At 62.8% G+C, this 15,332-nt stretch carries 13 protein-coding genes; 8 read left to right on the top strand and 5 right to left on the bottom strand.

Translation table 11 applies throughout. The annotated features are described in order from the left end of the window. Nucleotides 1–3 precede the first annotated feature (3 nt). The 5 genes from HY836_RS17360 to epsI all read left to right on the top strand — a co-directional run bounded on the left by HY836_RS17360 (nucleotide 4) and on the right by epsI (nucleotide 4,619). Nucleotides 4–1,404 carry a 3-deoxy-D-manno-octulosonic acid transferase gene (locus HY836_RS17360; RefSeq protein ID WP_290678700.1) on the top strand — a complete coding sequence of 467 codons (1,401 nt, stop codon included), beginning with the start codon at nucleotides 4–6 and terminating at the stop codon, nucleotides 1,402–1,404. A 49-nt stretch (nucleotides 1,405–1,453) separates the two neighbouring features. Then, nucleotides 1,454–1,981, top strand: coding sequence for an FxDxF family PEP-CTERM protein (locus tag HY836_RS17365; RefSeq protein WP_290678703.1), 528 nt, complete (start codon nucleotides 1,454–1,456; stop codon nucleotides 1,979–1,981). A gap of 174 nt (nucleotides 1,982–2,155) precedes the next feature. Then, entirely contained in the window at nucleotides 2,156–3,076 is a 921-nt protein-coding gene (locus tag HY836_RS17370) for an EpsD family peptidyl-prolyl cis-trans isomerase (protein ID WP_290678706.1), read from the top strand. Further along, entirely contained in the window at nucleotides 3,073–3,942 is an 870-nt protein-coding gene (gene xrtB / locus HY836_RS17375; protein ID WP_290678709.1) for an exosortase B, read from the top strand. Before HY836_RS17370 ends, xrtB begins: the two co-directional genes overlap by 4 nt. Further along, complete coding sequence (epsI, locus tag HY836_RS17380; protein ID WP_290678712.1) at nucleotides 3,939–4,619, top strand: exosortase-associated protein EpsI, B-type; 681 nt, start codon at nucleotides 3,939–3,941, stop codon at nucleotides 4,617–4,619. The genes xrtB and epsI overlap by 4 nt, the downstream gene beginning before the upstream one ends. A 30-nt stretch (nucleotides 4,620–4,649) precedes the next feature. On the opposite strand, the gene HY836_RS17385 is transcribed toward epsI, so the two are convergent. The 5 genes from HY836_RS17385 to HY836_RS17405 are packed head-to-tail and all read right to left on the bottom strand — an operon-like array spanning nucleotide 4,650 to nucleotide 10,263. Then, nucleotides 4,650–4,940 (bottom strand): GNAT family N-acetyltransferase, encoded by a 291-nt coding sequence (locus HY836_RS17385; RefSeq protein ID WP_290678715.1) that lies wholly within the window; start codon nucleotides 4,938–4,940, stop codon nucleotides 4,650–4,652. Nucleotides 4,941–4,961: 21 nt separating this feature from the next. Next, complete coding sequence (locus HY836_RS17390) at nucleotides 4,962–5,504, bottom strand: chromate transporter (protein ID WP_290678718.1); 543 nt, start codon at nucleotides 5,502–5,504, stop codon at nucleotides 4,962–4,964. Then, nucleotides 5,501–6,133, bottom strand: a complete 633-nt coding sequence (locus tag HY836_RS17395; protein ID WP_290678722.1) for a chromate transporter — start codon at nucleotides 6,131–6,133, stop codon at nucleotides 5,501–5,503. The genes HY836_RS17390 and HY836_RS17395 overlap by 4 nt, the downstream gene beginning before the upstream one ends. Beyond that, nucleotides 6,126–6,983: a thioesterase family protein gene (locus HY836_RS17400; RefSeq protein ID WP_290678725.1), complete on the bottom strand. Its 858-nt coding sequence runs from the start codon at nucleotides 6,981–6,983 to the stop codon at nucleotides 6,126–6,128. The genes HY836_RS17395 and HY836_RS17400 overlap by 8 nt, the downstream gene beginning before the upstream one ends. Nucleotides 6,984–7,029: 46 nt before the next feature. Next, entirely contained in the window at nucleotides 7,030–10,263 is a 3,234-nt protein-coding gene (locus HY836_RS17405) for a GGDEF and EAL domain-containing protein (RefSeq protein ID WP_290678728.1), read from the bottom strand. A gap of 158 nt (nucleotides 10,264–10,421) precedes the next feature. Here HY836_RS17405 and HY836_RS17410 point away from each other — a divergent pair, with 158 nt between their 5' ends. The 3 genes from HY836_RS17410 to pepN all read left to right on the top strand — a co-directional run bounded on the left by HY836_RS17410 (nucleotide 10,422) and on the right by pepN (nucleotide 15,300). Beyond that, entirely contained in the window at nucleotides 10,422–11,369 is a 948-nt protein-coding gene (locus tag HY836_RS17410; RefSeq protein ID WP_290678730.1) for an alpha/beta hydrolase, read from the top strand. A gap of 97 nt (nucleotides 11,370–11,466) precedes the next feature. After that, nucleotides 11,467–12,571, top strand: a protein-coding gene (gene prfB, locus HY836_RS17415) for a peptide chain release factor 2 (protein ID WP_290678733.1) whose coding sequence is annotated in 2 segments (ribosomal slippage) — nucleotides 11,467–11,547 and nucleotides 11,549–12,571 — 1,104 coding nt in all. Because the reading frame shifts where the segments join, the coding sequence is not laid out codon by codon here. A 56-nt stretch (nucleotides 12,572–12,627) separates the two neighbouring features. Continuing rightward, nucleotides 12,628–15,300 carry an aminopeptidase N gene (gene pepN, locus HY836_RS17420; protein ID WP_290678736.1) on the top strand — a complete coding sequence of 891 codons (2,673 nt, stop codon included), beginning with the start codon at nucleotides 12,628–12,630 and terminating at the stop codon, nucleotides 15,298–15,300. Nucleotides 15,301–15,332 lie beyond the last annotated feature (32 nt).

Below are 15,332 nucleotides of genomic sequence, written 5' to 3' on the forward strand. Positions count from 1 at the left end.
GCCTTGCAGTTGTCCCCGGCATTGACCGATTCAGTGATCAAGCCCTGGCTGGCGCGCCAGGCCTACAGCCTGGTGCTGAGGCTGGCCACGCCGGCCTACCTGTGGCGGATCTGGTCGCGTGGCAAGGTTGAGCCAGGCTACCGCGTGGCCTGGCCGCAGCGACTTGGTTTCTATGGCGCCGCGTACCGGCATGCCTGGCAGGATGGCGCCACGGCGAAGGCCTCGGGGCAGGGCGGGCGACGCCCCGTGCTCTGGCTGCATGCTGTCTCACTGGGTGAGGCGCGGGCGGCCACGCCCTTGATCCAGGCCTTGCGGCAGCAAAAGCCGACCATGCGCCTGCTACTGACACACAGCACGGCCACGGGTCGTGAAGCTGGCAAGGCCTTGCTGCAACCCGGCGACGTGCAGACCTGGTTTCCTTTCGACACCCCTGGCGCCGTCAGGCGTTTTTTGAAACAACATCAGCCGGATGTGGGCGTCCTGATGGAGACCGAAGTCTGGCCGAATGTTCAGCATGTGGCTCGGCAGTTAGGCGTGCCCATGGTGCTGGCCAATGCGCGTTTGAGTGCAAAGAGCCTGAAGCAGGGCCAACGACTGGCGGTTTTGATGCGCCCGGCTGCGCAGGCCTTGAGCGCCGTGCTGGCTCAGACGGAAGAAGACGCTCTGCGTCTGCGCCTGATGGGATCACCTCAGGTGCAGGTGAGCGGCAATGTCAAGTTCGACATGACGCCTTCTCCGCCGTTGCTGGAACAAGGTCGAGCCTGGCGTGAAGCCAGCCTGCGGCCGATTGTGTTGGCTGCCAGCACCCGGGAAGGGGAGGAGGAGCCCCTGCTGGATGCCTGGCTGGCTTTCTATGGTGCCAGGCATGACGCCACTGGTATGTCGCTCCCTCGCCTGTGGATCGTGCCTCGGCACCCTCAGCGTTTTGACGAGGTGGCCTCGCTCATAACCCGAAAGGGTGTATCCCTTTCCAGGCGGAGTGCCTGGCCTCAAGGTCTGCCGGATGCAGTTGCGCATCAGGCCACGGTCTGGTTGGGGGACTCGATGGGGGAAATGCCAGCCTACTTCGCAGCGGCTCGCGTGGCCCTGCTGGGGGGAAGCTTCGAGCCCTTGGGAGGGCAGAATCTGATTGAGGCTGCCGCCTGCGCTTGCCCGATCATCATGGGCCCGTCAACTTTCAATTTCGCCGATGCCGCGGCCTTGAGCGAAGCTGCTGGGGCCGCTGTTCGGGTTCAGAATGTGGCGGAGGCGGTCAAAAAAGCGGTCGAATTTTGCGATGTGGATGAGCGCACCCGCATCGTGGAAGCTTGCCTCGCTTTTGCGCAGGCGCACCGTGGGGCAGCGGCGCGCATGGCCTGTGAAATATGGGGGTTCACCTCCCCCCACTCTAGGGATAACGTTTAGAAACAACTGCGTGCACAATTCACTCATCCGTTAATGAAGTGAGCCAAACATGTCGTTCTCAACCCGTATTGCTCCTGTGGCCATTGCCCTCGCCGCGCTGGTGTCTCAGGCATATGCCAAGACTCAGGATCTGGGTTTGCTGACCAGTACAGGTACCACGTTTGGTAACTCGTTCACCAGCAATGGCAATTTCACCGATTACTACACCTTCTCGATCGGTAACCCCGGTTCGGTGACGGGTACGACGGCTGATACCTCTTACGTGTTGTTCTTCGCCAAGGACGTGACGCTGAGCTCGCTGGTGCTGACAACCGGCTCTACCTCGACCTTCATCGGTCAGGACACCACGGCCAACTCCTTCACTTTCTCCGGCCTGACCGCTGGTAACTACACACTGGCCGTGAACGGCAAGGTGAGCGGCGATATCCTGTTGCCAACGGTCGGCAGCTACAGCGGCACCATCAAGGCTGTGTCCTCTTCGGTCGCCTCGGCTGCACCTGAACCCGCTGACCTGGCTCTGACCCTGGTTGGTCTGGCTGGTGTGGGCATGCTGGTTCGCCGTCGCGCTGCACGCTGATTCAGCCCTTTGTTGCAGTGGCTTGTGCGGCCACTGGCAGGGATGATCCAAAGAAACGGACCTTCGGGTCCGTTTGTTTTTTCGGATCATGAATAGCCTGTGTGTATGAAGATAATCGGTGCAGACCGGTACATCCTGTATCGTCTCCACACCGTTCTTCGGAGAGTTGTTGACATGCCTTGGTTCAATCGCAAGTCGGTGCGCCGCACCGCAGGTCTGTTCACCCGCATGGCCGCGCTTGCCATGCTGACGACGCTGGCGGCGTGTCCTTCGAAGGACAAGCCTGCAGCATCGAAAGAAGCCTCCCAGATCGTGGCGAAGGTCAATGGCAGCGAAATCTCCATTCACCAGGTTCAGTCTGTGCTGCAGTCCCAGCCAGCGTTGACTGAACAATTGGGAGAGGGCGCTCCTGCCAAGGTACTGGACAGCCTGATCGAGCAGGAGTTGGCCGCTCAGGCTGCCCGGGAGTCCAGTCTGGACAGCAGTCCCCGCGTGTTGCAGGCCATGGAGTTGGCCAAGCGTGAAGTGTTGGCCCGCGCCTATCAAGACCAGCTCGCGGACAAGATCGTGACGCCGGACACCGAGGCGGTCAACCAATACTACGAGGCACACCCCGAGCTGTTTGCCCAGCGCCGACGCTACACCCTGCAGGAGATCATCGTCAAGGGGACGGCAGATCAGTCCAAAGAGCTCAAAGCCAAGGTCGAACAACTGGCCAGTTCAGAGGCCGTCAACAGCCTGGTCGTATCGACGGGTTTGCCCCATTCGAACCGCAACAGCATCCAGTGGGCCGAGTCTCTGCCCATGGAGTTGCTGCCTAATCTGGCTTACCTCAAGGTCGGGCAGTCCCTTGGGGTGTTGCGCCCAGATGGGATCGTGATCTTGACCGTGCTGGCCGCTGAAGATGCGCCCATGACGCGTGGTCAGGCCGCCCGCGCCATCCAGGCGGCCTTGATGGCCAACAGCCGTCGCGAGGTCGTCAAGAAAGGCATGGATAACTTGCGGAAAAAGGCCCGGATTGAGCGCATGGGCCCCATGGCTGAGCGCGCTGAGGCATCCACTGCCGTGGCGGCTTCTGCTGCGTCCGCACCATGAACATCGCGATGGGGCCGAAGCGGTTCCAAACCGGTCGTGCTGGCTGGGTGATGGCCGCCGGGTGGTTGACCTTGCTGATACCGACTTTGTGGGACTATCTGTTTGGTCAGTGGTCGGCCTACAGCCAGGGGCATGAGTTGCTCCTGTTGAGCGTGGTGATCTGGCTGATGTGGCGTGAGTGGCCGCAGATCGCCTCCTTGCCTGATGTCAGGCCCACTTGGTGGGCCATGCTGGCTCTGGCCGCTGGCTTGCTGGCCTACGCCTTCGGGCGCACGCAGGAGTTCATCCGAATTGAAATGATCTCGCTGTGGTGGGTCAGTCTGTGCGCCGTGTTGCTGTGCAAAGGTTTCCCAGGCCTGAGGCGCACCTGGTTTGCCTGGTTGTTTGCGCTGTTCATGATGCCCATCCCGTTTTCCTTGGTGCTGACCTTGACGGCACCGCTGAAAGAGGCGGTCTCGGCTTTGGCAACCTTGATGTTGGGATCGGTTGGCTACCCTGTTGGGCGCACCGGCGTGATCATCACCGTAGGTCAGTACCAATTGCTGGTGGCGGAGGCCTGCGCCGGCCTGCATTCCATGTTCATCCTGGAAGCCATGGGCTTGCTGTACAGCTATCTGGTGAACCATCAATCCTGGGGGCGCAATGTTCTGCTGGCCGTTTTTGCGGTGCCGGTTTCGTTTGCAGCCAATGTGGTTCGGGTCATGATCCTGGTGGTGGTGACCTATCACTTTGGTGACGAAGTCGGGCAGGGCTTTGTCCATAACTTCGCCGGCATCGTCTTGTTTGCAGTGGCCCTGGCCTTGATGGGGGGTGTTGATTCCCTGCTGGGTGTGTTCTTTCCAGACAGACGGAAAGCTCAAGCATGACCAGCAACAAGACCCTGGCCTGGTTTGTGGCGGTGAGTATGGCTTTGACGGCGGTGGTGAGTCACGTGTTCAGACCCCGACCCATGCCTGATGCACAGGCTCGGGCCAACACGCCGCTGGAGCAGCTTTTTCCCTCTCAGTTCGGTGACTGGCGGCTGGACCCCTCCACAGCGGCGTTGATACGGCCTGCATTTGAGCAGGCGCGGCGCTTTCAGATGTATGACCAGGTGCTGGAGCGAACTTACCTGGATAGGTACGGTCGTCGTGTGATGTTGTCCGTTGCCTATGGTCGCCAGCAATCTGTGGGCTTGCAGATGCATCGCCCTGAGGTTTGCTACAAGGCTGGCGGCTTCCGCATTGCCGATGTCAAGCCGGGTGAGTTCATGCTAATGGGGCACAAGGTGCCGGTGACCAGGCTGTTTGCCAGCATGGAAGGCCGCCCCGAGCCCATCACCTACTGGCGCTTGCTGGGCAACGAGCTGATGGCCGACGAGCAGCAGTTCAAGCTGCGCCAGTTGTCACTCGGCGCCTCTGGGTCCATCCCCGATGGCCTGCTGGTGCGGGTGTCCAGCATCGATGATGACCCGCCCGGGGCTTACAAGCTGCATGCCGAATTTGCACAGGCCATGGCCCAGGCCATGGGCCCGGCGCAGCGTTTGCGTGTGCTGGGTTGGTAAAGCCCAGGTGGCCAGATCACCCCGCGCGGGTCAGGCCAGCAGATCCTGCCACTCGGGGTGGCGCTTGATGTACACGCGCACGTAGCTGCACAGCGGGTTCACCTGATGGCCTTCTGTGCGTGCCCAGCTCAGGGCGGCCTTGACCAGCGCCGCTGCGATGCCCCGGCCTTCAAGCTGACCCGGCACGCCGGTATGCGTCATGTGCATGGTGTGGCCGTCCAGGCGGTAATCGGCTTCGCAGCGCAAGCCATCGACGATGGCCTCGAATCGGCCGATGTCCGGCTTGTGGGCGATGTTCAGTTCAGTGGATGCAGTGCTCATGGTTCATTCCGTCAAAGCCTGTCAGACCAGCCCCATGGCACCCAGAGCGGCACCTGCAGCGACCAGCCATATCAGCGAAACCTTGGTGCGCCACACCAGCAGCGCGATCACGATGCTGAGCAGCAGGGCTCTGGGTTGCCCTTGTGCCGATGGTGCCAGATGCCAGCCCGTGGCCAGCAGCAGGCCGATCGTCACGGGGATCATGCCGGCCTGAAAGGCCTGCACGCTCAGCCAGTGCCGTCTCGTGGAGACCCAGCGCGAGACCGACAGCGCCAGCGTGGTGGAGGGCAGCATGATGCCCAGCATGCTCACGATGGCGCCGCCCAGGCCACCGGCATACCAGCCCATCAGGGCCACGAACAGCACGTTGGGGCCGGGCGCGGCCTGAGCCAGCGCGATGGACGAGGTGAAGTCCGCGTCGCCGAGCAGCCCGCTGTCGGTGACCAGGCGGCGATGCATGTCGGGCACCAGGGTGATGGCGCCACCGATCGACATCAGCGACAAGGCCAGGAAGTGACCGAACAGCGACCACCAGGTCTCCGGCGCCCACATCAAGGGTGTCATGCCTGGCTCCTGGGGGCACTCAGCGCGCGGCGAAGCAGCAGGAGGTAGGTGCCGGTGCAGGTGAGCAAGCCCAGCCCGAGCAGCACCCACACCAGTGGCCAGTGCAGGAAGGCCATCATGCTGAAGGCCAGTGCGGCCAGCGCCGCGCAGGTGGGCCAGCCCAGGACATGGTGCTTGATGGGCGCGGCCAGCTTGAGCACGGTGCCCACGATCTGGCCCGCCGCCACGGCTGCGATGCCACCCAAGGCGCCTTTGATGAGGCCTTGTACCTGCGCCACGTGAGATGCTTCACCCAACAGCCAGGCCAGCAGGAGCATCAAGGCCATGGGGGCGGCGATCATGCCAGACAAGGCCACGAGCGCGCCACGCCAGCCGAAGAAGCGGTCGCCAATCATCAGCGAGAGGTTGCACACGTTCGGGCCGGGCAGGACCTGCGCGCCGCTGAGCAGCTCGACAAAGTCCTGCGGCGTGAGCCAGCGGCGGCGCTCGCACAACTCCCGCTGGGCCACGGCGATCACGCCACCGAAGCCCTGCAAGGCCAGCACCGAAAACGCCACGAACAGGTGCCACATCGAGCGTGGTTGCGCCAGCTCGCTGTCGTCCGTCGTGGGCGTGGCGGCATCAGGCATACACGGCCACCACCTGGTAGCCCAGCGCGGCCAGTTGACCGCAGGGCGTCCACAAGCTGGTTTTTTCGTTGACGTAGCCTTCGCCTGTGGCCAGCGCGTCCTTGTCCATGCGCCAGAAACCCTTGGGGTCACCCACCTCGACGGGGCGCAACTCCAGTGCCCATGACACCGATGAAGCCGGTGCAAAGCCCTTGAGCTGGCCCAGTGCCGGTGTGGGGCCAGCGTCTGCCAGCAGCACGGCCTGCAGTTCGGCATCGACACCATCCGATTCATGCAGGCGGATGTGGGTGCGGCTGTGCCATTCCTTGGAGCCACTGAAGGGCACGCTGCCTTCTGCGTGGCGGATGTCCAGATGCTGGGTGAATGCGGGCATCACATTGGGCACATAGGGCCACTTCATGGCCTCGTGCGGTTCCTTGGCCACGCTGGGACGCTCGGGGCGCAGATGGGGCATGGCCGATTCACGGCCTGTGCCGAACACGCCCAGCAGCACACCGCCGATCTGTTCCTGGCCCTGGGCATCCAGTTGGGTGACACGGGCTTGCACCTGGCGCACGTTCTTGCCCTGGCGCAACAGGGTCACGTCCACCGTCATGGTGCCGGGCGCCACCGGGCCCACGAAGTTGGTCTGCAAGGCACGCAGCGGCCAGTTGGCGCCGCACACATCCCGCATGGCCTGCACGACCAGCGCCGACAGCAGGCCGCCGAAGGTGGTGCGACCCTGGGCCCAATCCTCATTAACCACAAAGCTGACACGGGTATCGCTTCGCTGTCGGTTGGCCAGGATCTGGGCCAAGGTGGTGACGGACGCCTGGGAACCACGCTGGGAGTCGCGCTTGGAATCGCTCATGGGGGACCTGCTTCGTTGAACGGGAACCCATTATCGAACGATCGTGCTATTTTTGCTTGCCGTTGACGTTTTCCAGCATGTGCTCGATCTGAACGGCGGGCACCGGGCGGCTGTAGAGGTAGCCTTGAACCACGTCGCAACCCCGGCTGGCCAGGAAGGCTTCCTGGTCGGGCATCTCCACGCCTTCGGCCACCACATTCATGCGCAGGCCGTGTGCCATCGAAATCATGGTGCCGACCAACTGGGCATCGCTGTCGTTGCCGGGTAGATCCTGCACGAAGCTGCGGTCGATCTTGAGTTGGTGCACGGGGAAGCGCTTCAGATAGGCCAGCGACGAGTAGCCCGTGCCGAAATCGTCGATGGACAGGAAGACGCCCAGCGCGTGCAGCATCTGCAGGAACTGCTCGGCGCCCATGCCGGATTCCATCAGGCCGCTTTCGGTGATCTCGATTTCCAGCCTGTCGGGTGGCAGGCCCGTGCGGTTGAGGATGCGTGACAGGCGCTCGACCACGCCGCCCCGGCGGATCTCGCTGGGCGACAGGTTCACGGCGATGCGGCCAAAGTCCAGGCCAGCATCCAGCCAGGCCTTGCCCTGACGGCAGGCCTCCTGCAGCACCCATTCGCTGAGCGCCACGATCATGCCGGTTTCTTCCATCACGGGGATGAACTGGTTGGGACTGACCGAGGGCAGGCAGACATCCGATTCGGTCGGGGCCTTCAGTCGCACCAGCGCTTCCACGGCGGTGACCCGGCGTGTCTCCAGATTGATCATGGGCTGGTAGTGCAGCACGAACTCGCCGTGCTCGACGGCGCGGCGCAGACGGGTTTCCAGTTGCAGGCGCGAGGTGGCGTCGCTGGTAAAGGCTTCGGTGTAGAAGCTGAAGCTGTTGCGACCGCGTCGCTTGGATTCGTACATGGCCGCGTCCGCGTTGCGGACCAGTTCCGGCGCATCCTGGCCATCTGCCGGGAACAGGCTGATGCCGATGCTGGCGCGCACATAGACCTGCTGGCCGCCGTCCAGCGTGAAAGGCTGGTTCAGCGTGTCCAGAATGGCCGTTGCCACATGCGCGGCCTGCTGCGGATGGCGCAGGTGTTCGAGCACCAGGATGAACTCGTCGCCACCCAGTCGGCCCAGTGTGTCTTCCTGGCGCACGCGCTGGCGCAGGCGTTGGGCCACCTGTTTGAGCAGGCTGTCGCCGGCGGCATGCCCCAGCCCGTCATTGACGGTCTTGAAGTTATCCAGGTCGATGAAGATCACGCCCACCAGCGTGTGGTGGCGCTGCGCCAGGTTCACCGCATGCGCCAGGCGCTGATGGATCATCACGCGGTTGGGCAACTCGGTGAGCGGGTCGAAGTGCGCCATCTTGGCCAGGCGCTCTTCGGTCTGCTTGATCTGGGTGATGTCGGTGAACACGCCTACAAAGTGAGTAGGGCGGCCTCGGTTGCTCTTGACGGCGCTGACGGACAGCTTGGTCATGAACAGCTCACCCGTCTTGCGGCGGAACCAGACCTCGCCTTGCCAGTAGCCTGAGCCGATCATCTCGGCGCGCATGTCGGCCAGGGTTTCGTCCGGGCGATCGGGCAGCAGAAATTCCGGTGATTTGCCCACCACTTCCAGCTCGTCATAGCCGGTGAGCGCCGTGAAGGCCGGGTTGATGGACACGACCATGCGGTTGCGTCCCAGAACCATCATGCCGTCCTGCGTGCTCTCCAGTGCGGCGGCGTGCAGGCGGATGCGTTCTTCGGCCTCATCGCGCAAGGCTTCGCGGTGCAGGTTGTGCAAGGCGAAGGACAGATCGCTGGAGAGGTCTTCAAACAGCGACAGTTCGTCGGTGTCGTGGTCGTCCACACGCTTGCCCAGCAGGATCAGGTGGCCCACCAGCAGGTTGTCGCGGTGCAGGGGCACGATCACGCAGCCGGGGATGCCCGCTGCAATGGCCTCGTCCGTCCAGGCTGGGCGCATGGCGCATTGGCCCAGGTCACGGGTGCGGAAGGTGCGGCCGTGGCGCAAGGCCATGTCCAGTGTGGCGTCGGTGGTTTCGGACGGCAGCAGGTCAAAGCTCAGGCTGGCTTCAGCCGGGGCCGCGTCACCGGCCAGGGCCACGCAGCTCAGGTGGCGGCGATCGTCTTCGTCGAACATGGCCACCCAGGCCTTGCGGAACTGACCATGGTCCACCGCCACTTCGCACACCTTTTCCAGCAGCGTGTCCACATCTTCCGAGCGCACGATGGTCTGGTTGACGTGGCTGAGGAAGTCGTACATGCGCGTCTTGCGGCGCAAGCGGTGTTCGATCTGGCGCCGCGAGGTGATGTCCCAGATCATCCAGACGACTTCATTGGTGTCGCCGATGGGGGCGCAACGGCTGTCGAAGTGCTTGCGTTCGCGGTTGACCGGGATGCTGAAGGTCAGCGATTGAGAGACGCGACTTTGCAAGGCCTGTTGCAACACGCCCATGAAGCGCGCGGACATGTCCGCCGGGAAGAAGTCCTTCAGGTTGAGGCCCAGCATGGCCTCGCGAGGCCGGCCCAGCAGGGGCAGGTTGCTGCCGTAGATATCGAGGTAGTGCCCGTGGGCGTCCATGCGGAAGGCCAGGTCGGGCAGGACTTCGGCAAAAGCACGCAACTGGGCTTCGCGAGCCTTGAGCGCATCAGTGGCCTGTTCGCGCTGGCGGTGGGCGCGCGCCATCAAGGTCAGCAGCAGCAAGGTCATGCCGCCCACCAGGCCCATGTTGATCTTGTCGAGCCGGTGTTGCGCTTGGGTTTCCTTGTCGAGCTCGGTGGCCCAACTCTGCGCGGCGATCCGGGTGGCCTCGTCCACCTCGGTCAGCATATGTTGCAGGCCCGCGGCGTCCAGCGAGGCGGGCGTGCGCAGGCGTTTGGTCAGTGCCTGGCGCGTCTGGTCAATCTTGCTCAGCAGGTGCTGCAGGGCCGGGTCCAGAGCGGGCGGCGCCAGATCGTGCAACTGGCGCACGGTCGACTGGGCCTTGGCGGCGGGTTGGTCCACCATCACATCGCTGATGTCAGCCTGGCCCAGCACACGTTGTTCTGCCAGCCACTGGCTCTGCCTGGTCTGGAACTGCGCCTCGGACAGCAGCGTGTCGAACACGTGGGCGCGTTGCTGCAGCTTGTGCCAGCCCATGTGCGACCAGGCGATCAAACCCATGCTGACCGCCGCCACCGCCGCCACGGAGACGGCAATGGGCCCGAACCGACCAAGTGCCGGAACGGTGGGGGAGGCGGGAGCCTGCTGTTGCATGTTGGATGGGATGACGGCGCTCACGGACCTGGAATCGTTCGATGTGTGTCTGTTTCGCTGAGCCGGTCAGCTTAGGTGAAAAACAGTGTCTTCGGCGATGATGGGCGCTGGCAATCGGGACCTCCCCCTTAAAGGGGGTTCGCGACGTCGGTACAAGTTCACAGTTTGGAGACCGTTTCCTCATGTCCAGTGCGCAGGCCTATGTGCCTATCTACAACGCCACGTCGACCTACCTCACTGTGCGGGGCTTGAAACACCACGTCTTGACCTGGGGTGACACGTCCCGAGTCACGCCCGAGCAGCCTTTGCTGGTGATGGTGCATGGCTGGATGGACACCTCAGCCTCCTTCCAGTTCATGGTTGATGCATTGAGGCAACAGCCTGGCTGGGCGGATCGCCCTATCGTGGCGATCGACTGGCGTGGCTTCGGCCTGACCGAAGTGCCTCAGACCGACAGCTACTTCTTTGCTGATTACCTGGGTGATCTGGATGTGCTGCTCGATCAGCTCGCGCCGGGCCAGAAGATCGACTTGCTGGGCCACAGCATGGGCGGCAATGTGGTGATGCTGTATGCCGGGGTGCGCTCCGAACGCATCCGCAAGCTGGTCAATCTGGAGGGCTTCGGCATGCCGGCCACACAGCCGCAAGAAGCGCCAGAGCGCTACATCAAGTGGCTGGACGAGCTGAAAAAGCCCGTGCAACTCAAGGATTACGCCACCTTGCCCGAAGTGGCCAAACGCTTGCAGGCCAACAACCCGCGTCTGCGCGAGTCTTTTGCCTTGTGGCTTGCAGGCCACTGGGCGCGCAAACTGGGCAACCGCTGGGTGATCAACGCCGATGCGGCCCACAAGCGTCCACAGCCCATCCTCTATCGCGTGGAAGAGGTTTGCGCCTTTCTGCAACGTATCGCATGTCCGGTTTTATTTGTCGAAGGCACCGAAACGCTGTATTTCATGCTGTTCAACGGCAAGTTTTCCAGGGATGAATTTCTGGATCGCGTGAAACTCGTCCCCGATTTCCGCCTGGAAAGCATCCAGAACGCGGGCCATATGCTGCACCATGACCAGCCCGAAGAGCTGGCTGTCCACATTGCCAACTTTCTGAAGGCGACAGATCCCGCCATCGCGTGAGAAAATATGCCCATTGAAAAAGGCTCCAGTCACGGACTGCAGGGCCTTTTTGACTTGAACCGAATAACGACAGACACCTTTTTTGCGCAGGATTCACATGGACATCGAACACATCAACGCCCTGGGTGCTCAAATCGCCGACCTGACCCAGCGGACCGCCGAGCTTCGGAGGTATCTTTGACTGGGATGAAAAATCCCGCCGCCTGAGCGAAGTCAACGCCGAACTCGAAGACCCGTCCGTCTGGAACGACCCCAAGCGCGCCCAGGAGTTGGGCAAGGAAAAGAAGTCGCTTGAAAACGTGGTCGTGACCATCTCCGAGCTGGAAACGGGGCTGGCAGACAACGCCGAGCTGTTCGACATGTCCAAGTCCGACGGTGACATGGACGGCCTGCAAGCGATTGCCGATGATGTGGCCGCCCAGGCTGCCCGCGTGGGCGAGCTGGAATTCCGCCGCATGTTCAACAACCCGGCCGATCCGCTGCCCGCCTTTGTCGACATCCAGGCTGGTGCCGGTGGGACCGAGGCTTGCGACTGGGCCAGCATGCTGCTGCGCCAGTACACACGTTACGCCGAGCGCAAGGGCTTCACCTGTACCGTCGAAGACATCACCGATGGTGATACGGCAGGCATCAAGAGCGCCACGATCAAGGTCGAAGGCGAATACGCTTTTGGCCTGCTGCGTACCGAGACTGGCGTGCACCGCCTGGTTCGCAAGTCGCCATTCGATTCGTCCGGGGGCCGTCACACCAGCTTTGCCAGCGTCTTTGTCTATCCGGAAATCGACGACACGATCGAGATCGAGATCAACCCGGCTGACGTGCGTACCGACACCTTCCGTGCCAGCGGCGCGGGCGGTCAGCACATCAACAAGACCGACTCTGCCGTGCGCTTGACGCACATCCCGACCGGCATCGTCGTACAGTGCCAGGATGGCCGTAGCCAGCACAGCAACCGTGACGTCGCCTGGAAGCGCCTGCGTTCGCGTCTGTATGACCACGAGATGCGCAAGCGCCAGGAAGAGCAGCAAAAGCTCGAAGACACCAAGACCGATGTGGGCTGGGGACACCAGATCCGTTCCTACGTGCTGGACAACAGCCGCATCAAGGACTTGCGTACCAACGTTGAAATCTCCAACACCCAGAAGGTGCTGGATGGTGATCTTGACCAGTTCATCGAAGCCAGCCTCAAACAAGGCGTTTAAGCAGCTACCCCTGCAACAGGCTTCCTTGAAGTTCTTCATCCAAAGGACTCTCCGACATGCGTGAAGGTACCGCCCCTCTGATTCGCCGCGAAGACTATGCGGCGCCGGCTTTCTGGATCCGAACGGTCGATCTGACCTTCGATCTGGATCCCGCGAAGACCCTGGTCATCAACAAGATGACCGTGGAACCCAACGTCAACCTGCCGGGTGCGCCACTGCGCCTGGACGGTGAAGACATCAACCTGACCCGTGTGCTGGTCGATGGCGAGCCGGTCTCGTTCCGGTTCGAGAACCAGCAACTCGTGCTGGAGAACCTGCCTGCGCAGCCCTTCCATCTGGAGATCCGCAACACCTGCGCGCCAGAGAAGAACACGCACCTGTCGGGCCTGTACACCAGCAGCGGTGGCTTCTTCACGCAGTGCGAGGCCCTGGGCTTCCGGCGCATCACCTACTTTCTGGATCGTCCGGACGTGATGGCCACCTTCAAGGTCACCTTGAAGGCGGACAAGCTGAAGTACCCGGTGCTGCTGTCCAACGGCAATCTGGTGGAAGAGGGCGCCATTGACGCCGCTCGCCACTACGCCGTCTGGGAAGACCCGCATCCCAAGCCCTGCTACCTGTTTGCCCTGGTGGCCGCTGATCTGGTGCGCCGCGAGCAACGCATCCGCACCCGCGCCGGCAAGGACCACCTGCTGCAGATCTATGTGCGCGCCGGTGACCTGGACAAGACCGAGCACGCGATGAATTCGCTGATCGCGTCCATTGCCTGGGATGAGTCTCGCTTCAACCTGAGCCTGGATCTGGAGCGCTTCATGATCGTCGCCGTGAGCGACTTCAACATGGGCGCGATGGAGAACAAGGGCCTGAACATCTTCAACACGAAGTTCGTTCTGGCCAACCCCGCCACGGCCACTGATGTGGACTTCGGCAACGTGGAGAGCGTGGTCGCCCACGAGTACTTCCACAACTGGACGGGCAACCGCGTCACCTGCCGCGACTGGTTCCAGCTCTCGCTCAAGGAAGGCCTGACCGTCTTCCGTGACCAGCAGTTCAGCCAGGACATGGCCGGCAGCAAGAGCGCCCGTGCCGTGAAACGCATTGAAGACGTGCGCACCCTGCGCCAGCTGCAGTTCCCCGAAGATGCGGGCCCCATGGCCCATCCGGTGCGCCCTGACAGCTATCTGGCCATTGATAATTTCTACACCGCCACCGTGTATGAAAAGGGCGCTGAAGTCGTGCGCATGATGCACACCCTGGTGGGCCACGAAGGCTTTGCCAAGGGCATGGCGCTGTACTTCAGCCGCCATGACGGCCAGGCCGTGACCTGTGACGACTTCGCCCAGGCCATTGCCGATGCCAATCCGAACAGCGAGTTGGCCACGCGCCTGGGGCAGTTCAAGCACTGGTACAGCCAGGCTGGTACACCTCGCGTACAGGCCCACGGTGTGTACGACGCCGACAACCGCATCTACACCCTGACGCTGAGCCAGACCAGTGCGGCCACGCCAGGCCAGCCTGTCAAGCAGCCCGCCGTGATCCCCGTGGCCATGGGCCTGGTGGGCGTGGATGGACGCAACATCAACCTGCACCTGGAAGGCTACCTCGATCCGATCGGGCATGACACGGTGCTGGTGTTGTCTGAAGCCTCGCAGACCTTCACCTTCGTGCATGTGCCCGTCGAGCCCGTGCCTTCGCTGCTGCGTGGCTTCTCGGCCCCTGTGGTGCTGGAAACCGAGCTCAGCGACGATGCGCTGTTCACGCTGCTGACCCACGATCTGGACCCGTTCAACCGTTGGGAAGCTGCCCAGAAGCTGGCCCTGCGCCGCATCCTGCACGCGGTGCATGGCAACGGCCACATGGAGCTGGATCACCGCTTCATCGACGCCATGCGCAACGTGCTGCGCAATGCCGAGTTGGACGCCGCCTTCAAGGAGCTGGTGCTGACCCTGCCGAGCGAGGCCTATGTGGCCGAACAGCTCGACGTGGTCGATCCACAGCGCATCCACACCGCACGCGAAGCCATGAAGGCGCAGCTGGCGCACGCCCTGCATGAGGACTGGGTCTGGGCCTTCGAGCACCACCAGGACAGCAGCGGTTATTCGCCCGATCCCATCAGCGCGGGCCGCCGTGCCCTGTGCAATCTGGCGCTGAGCATGCTGGCGCTGGATGGCGCTGCACGCCACAACCCGATCTGGACGGGCCGGGCCTATCAGCGCTTCAAGGACGCCACCAACATGACCGACCGCCTGGGTGCCTTGCAGGCCCTGGTGCACAGCCATGCTGAACTGGCCACCCCCGCGCTGGCGCTTTTCCACGAGCAGTTCCGCAACGAGGCCCTGGTCATCGACAAGTGGTTCACGCTGCAGGTGACGGCCCCCGAAAAGGACGGCAAGGTTTTTGCGCGAGCCAAGACCCTGTTGCAGCACCCTGACTTCACGCTGCGCACGCCCAACCGCGCCCGCAGTCTGCTGATGGCGCTGTGCCAGTCGAACCCGGCCGCCTTCCATCGCACCGATGCCGCTGGCTACGTGTTCTGGGCAGACCGCGTCATCGAGATCGACGGCATCAACCCGCAACTGGCCGCACGCCTGGCCCGCTCGATGGACCACTGGCGCCGTCTGGCCGAGCCCTATCGCTCGGCTGCGCGCGAGGCCATCAGCCGCGTGGCAGCACGCCCCGAGCTGTCCGATGACGTGCGCGAGATCGTCACGCGCGCGCTGCAGGACTGATCGCGCTCACTCCACTTTCCCATCCATATCCA

The organism is Aquabacterium sp., assembly GCF_016234775.1.
Taxonomy (GTDB): domain Bacteria; phylum Pseudomonadota; class Gammaproteobacteria; order Burkholderiales; family Burkholderiaceae_C; genus Aquabacterium.

What these genes read in the sequence shown, in the direction of transcription:
- HY836_RS17365 (WP_290678703.1), top strand. Translation starts at nt 1,454, where the DNA reads ATGTCGTTCTCAACCCGTATTGCTCCTGTGGCCATTGCCCTCGCCGCG.
- HY836_RS17370 (WP_290678706.1), top strand. Translation starts at nt 2,156, where the DNA reads ATGCCTTGGTTCAATCGCAAGTCGGTGCGCCGCACCGCAGGTCTGTTC.
- xrtB (WP_290678709.1), top strand. Translation starts at nt 3,073, where the DNA reads ATGAACATCGCGATGGGGCCGAAGCGGTTCCAAACCGGTCGTGCTGGC.
- epsI (WP_290678712.1), top strand. Translation starts at nt 3,939, where the DNA reads ATGACCAGCAACAAGACCCTGGCCTGGTTTGTGGCGGTGAGTATGGCT.
- HY836_RS17385 (WP_290678715.1), bottom strand. Translation starts at nt 4,940, where the DNA reads ATGAGCACTGCATCCACTGAACTGAACATCGCCCACAAGCCGGACATC.
- HY836_RS17390 (WP_290678718.1), bottom strand. Translation starts at nt 5,504, where the DNA reads ATGACACCCTTGATGTGGGCGCCGGAGACCTGGTGGTCGCTGTTCGGT.
- HY836_RS17395 (WP_290678722.1), bottom strand. Translation starts at nt 6,133, where the DNA reads ATGCCTGATGCCGCCACGCCCACGACGGACGACAGCGAGCTGGCGCAA.
- HY836_RS17400 (WP_290678725.1), bottom strand. Translation starts at nt 6,983, where the DNA reads ATGAGCGATTCCAAGCGCGACTCCCAGCGTGGTTCCCAGGCGTCCGTC.
- HY836_RS17410 (WP_290678730.1), top strand. Translation starts at nt 10,422, where the DNA reads ATGTCCAGTGCGCAGGCCTATGTGCCTATCTACAACGCCACGTCGACC.
- pepN (WP_290678736.1), top strand. Translation starts at nt 12,628, where the DNA reads ATGCGTGAAGGTACCGCCCCTCTGATTCGCCGCGAAGACTATGCGGCG.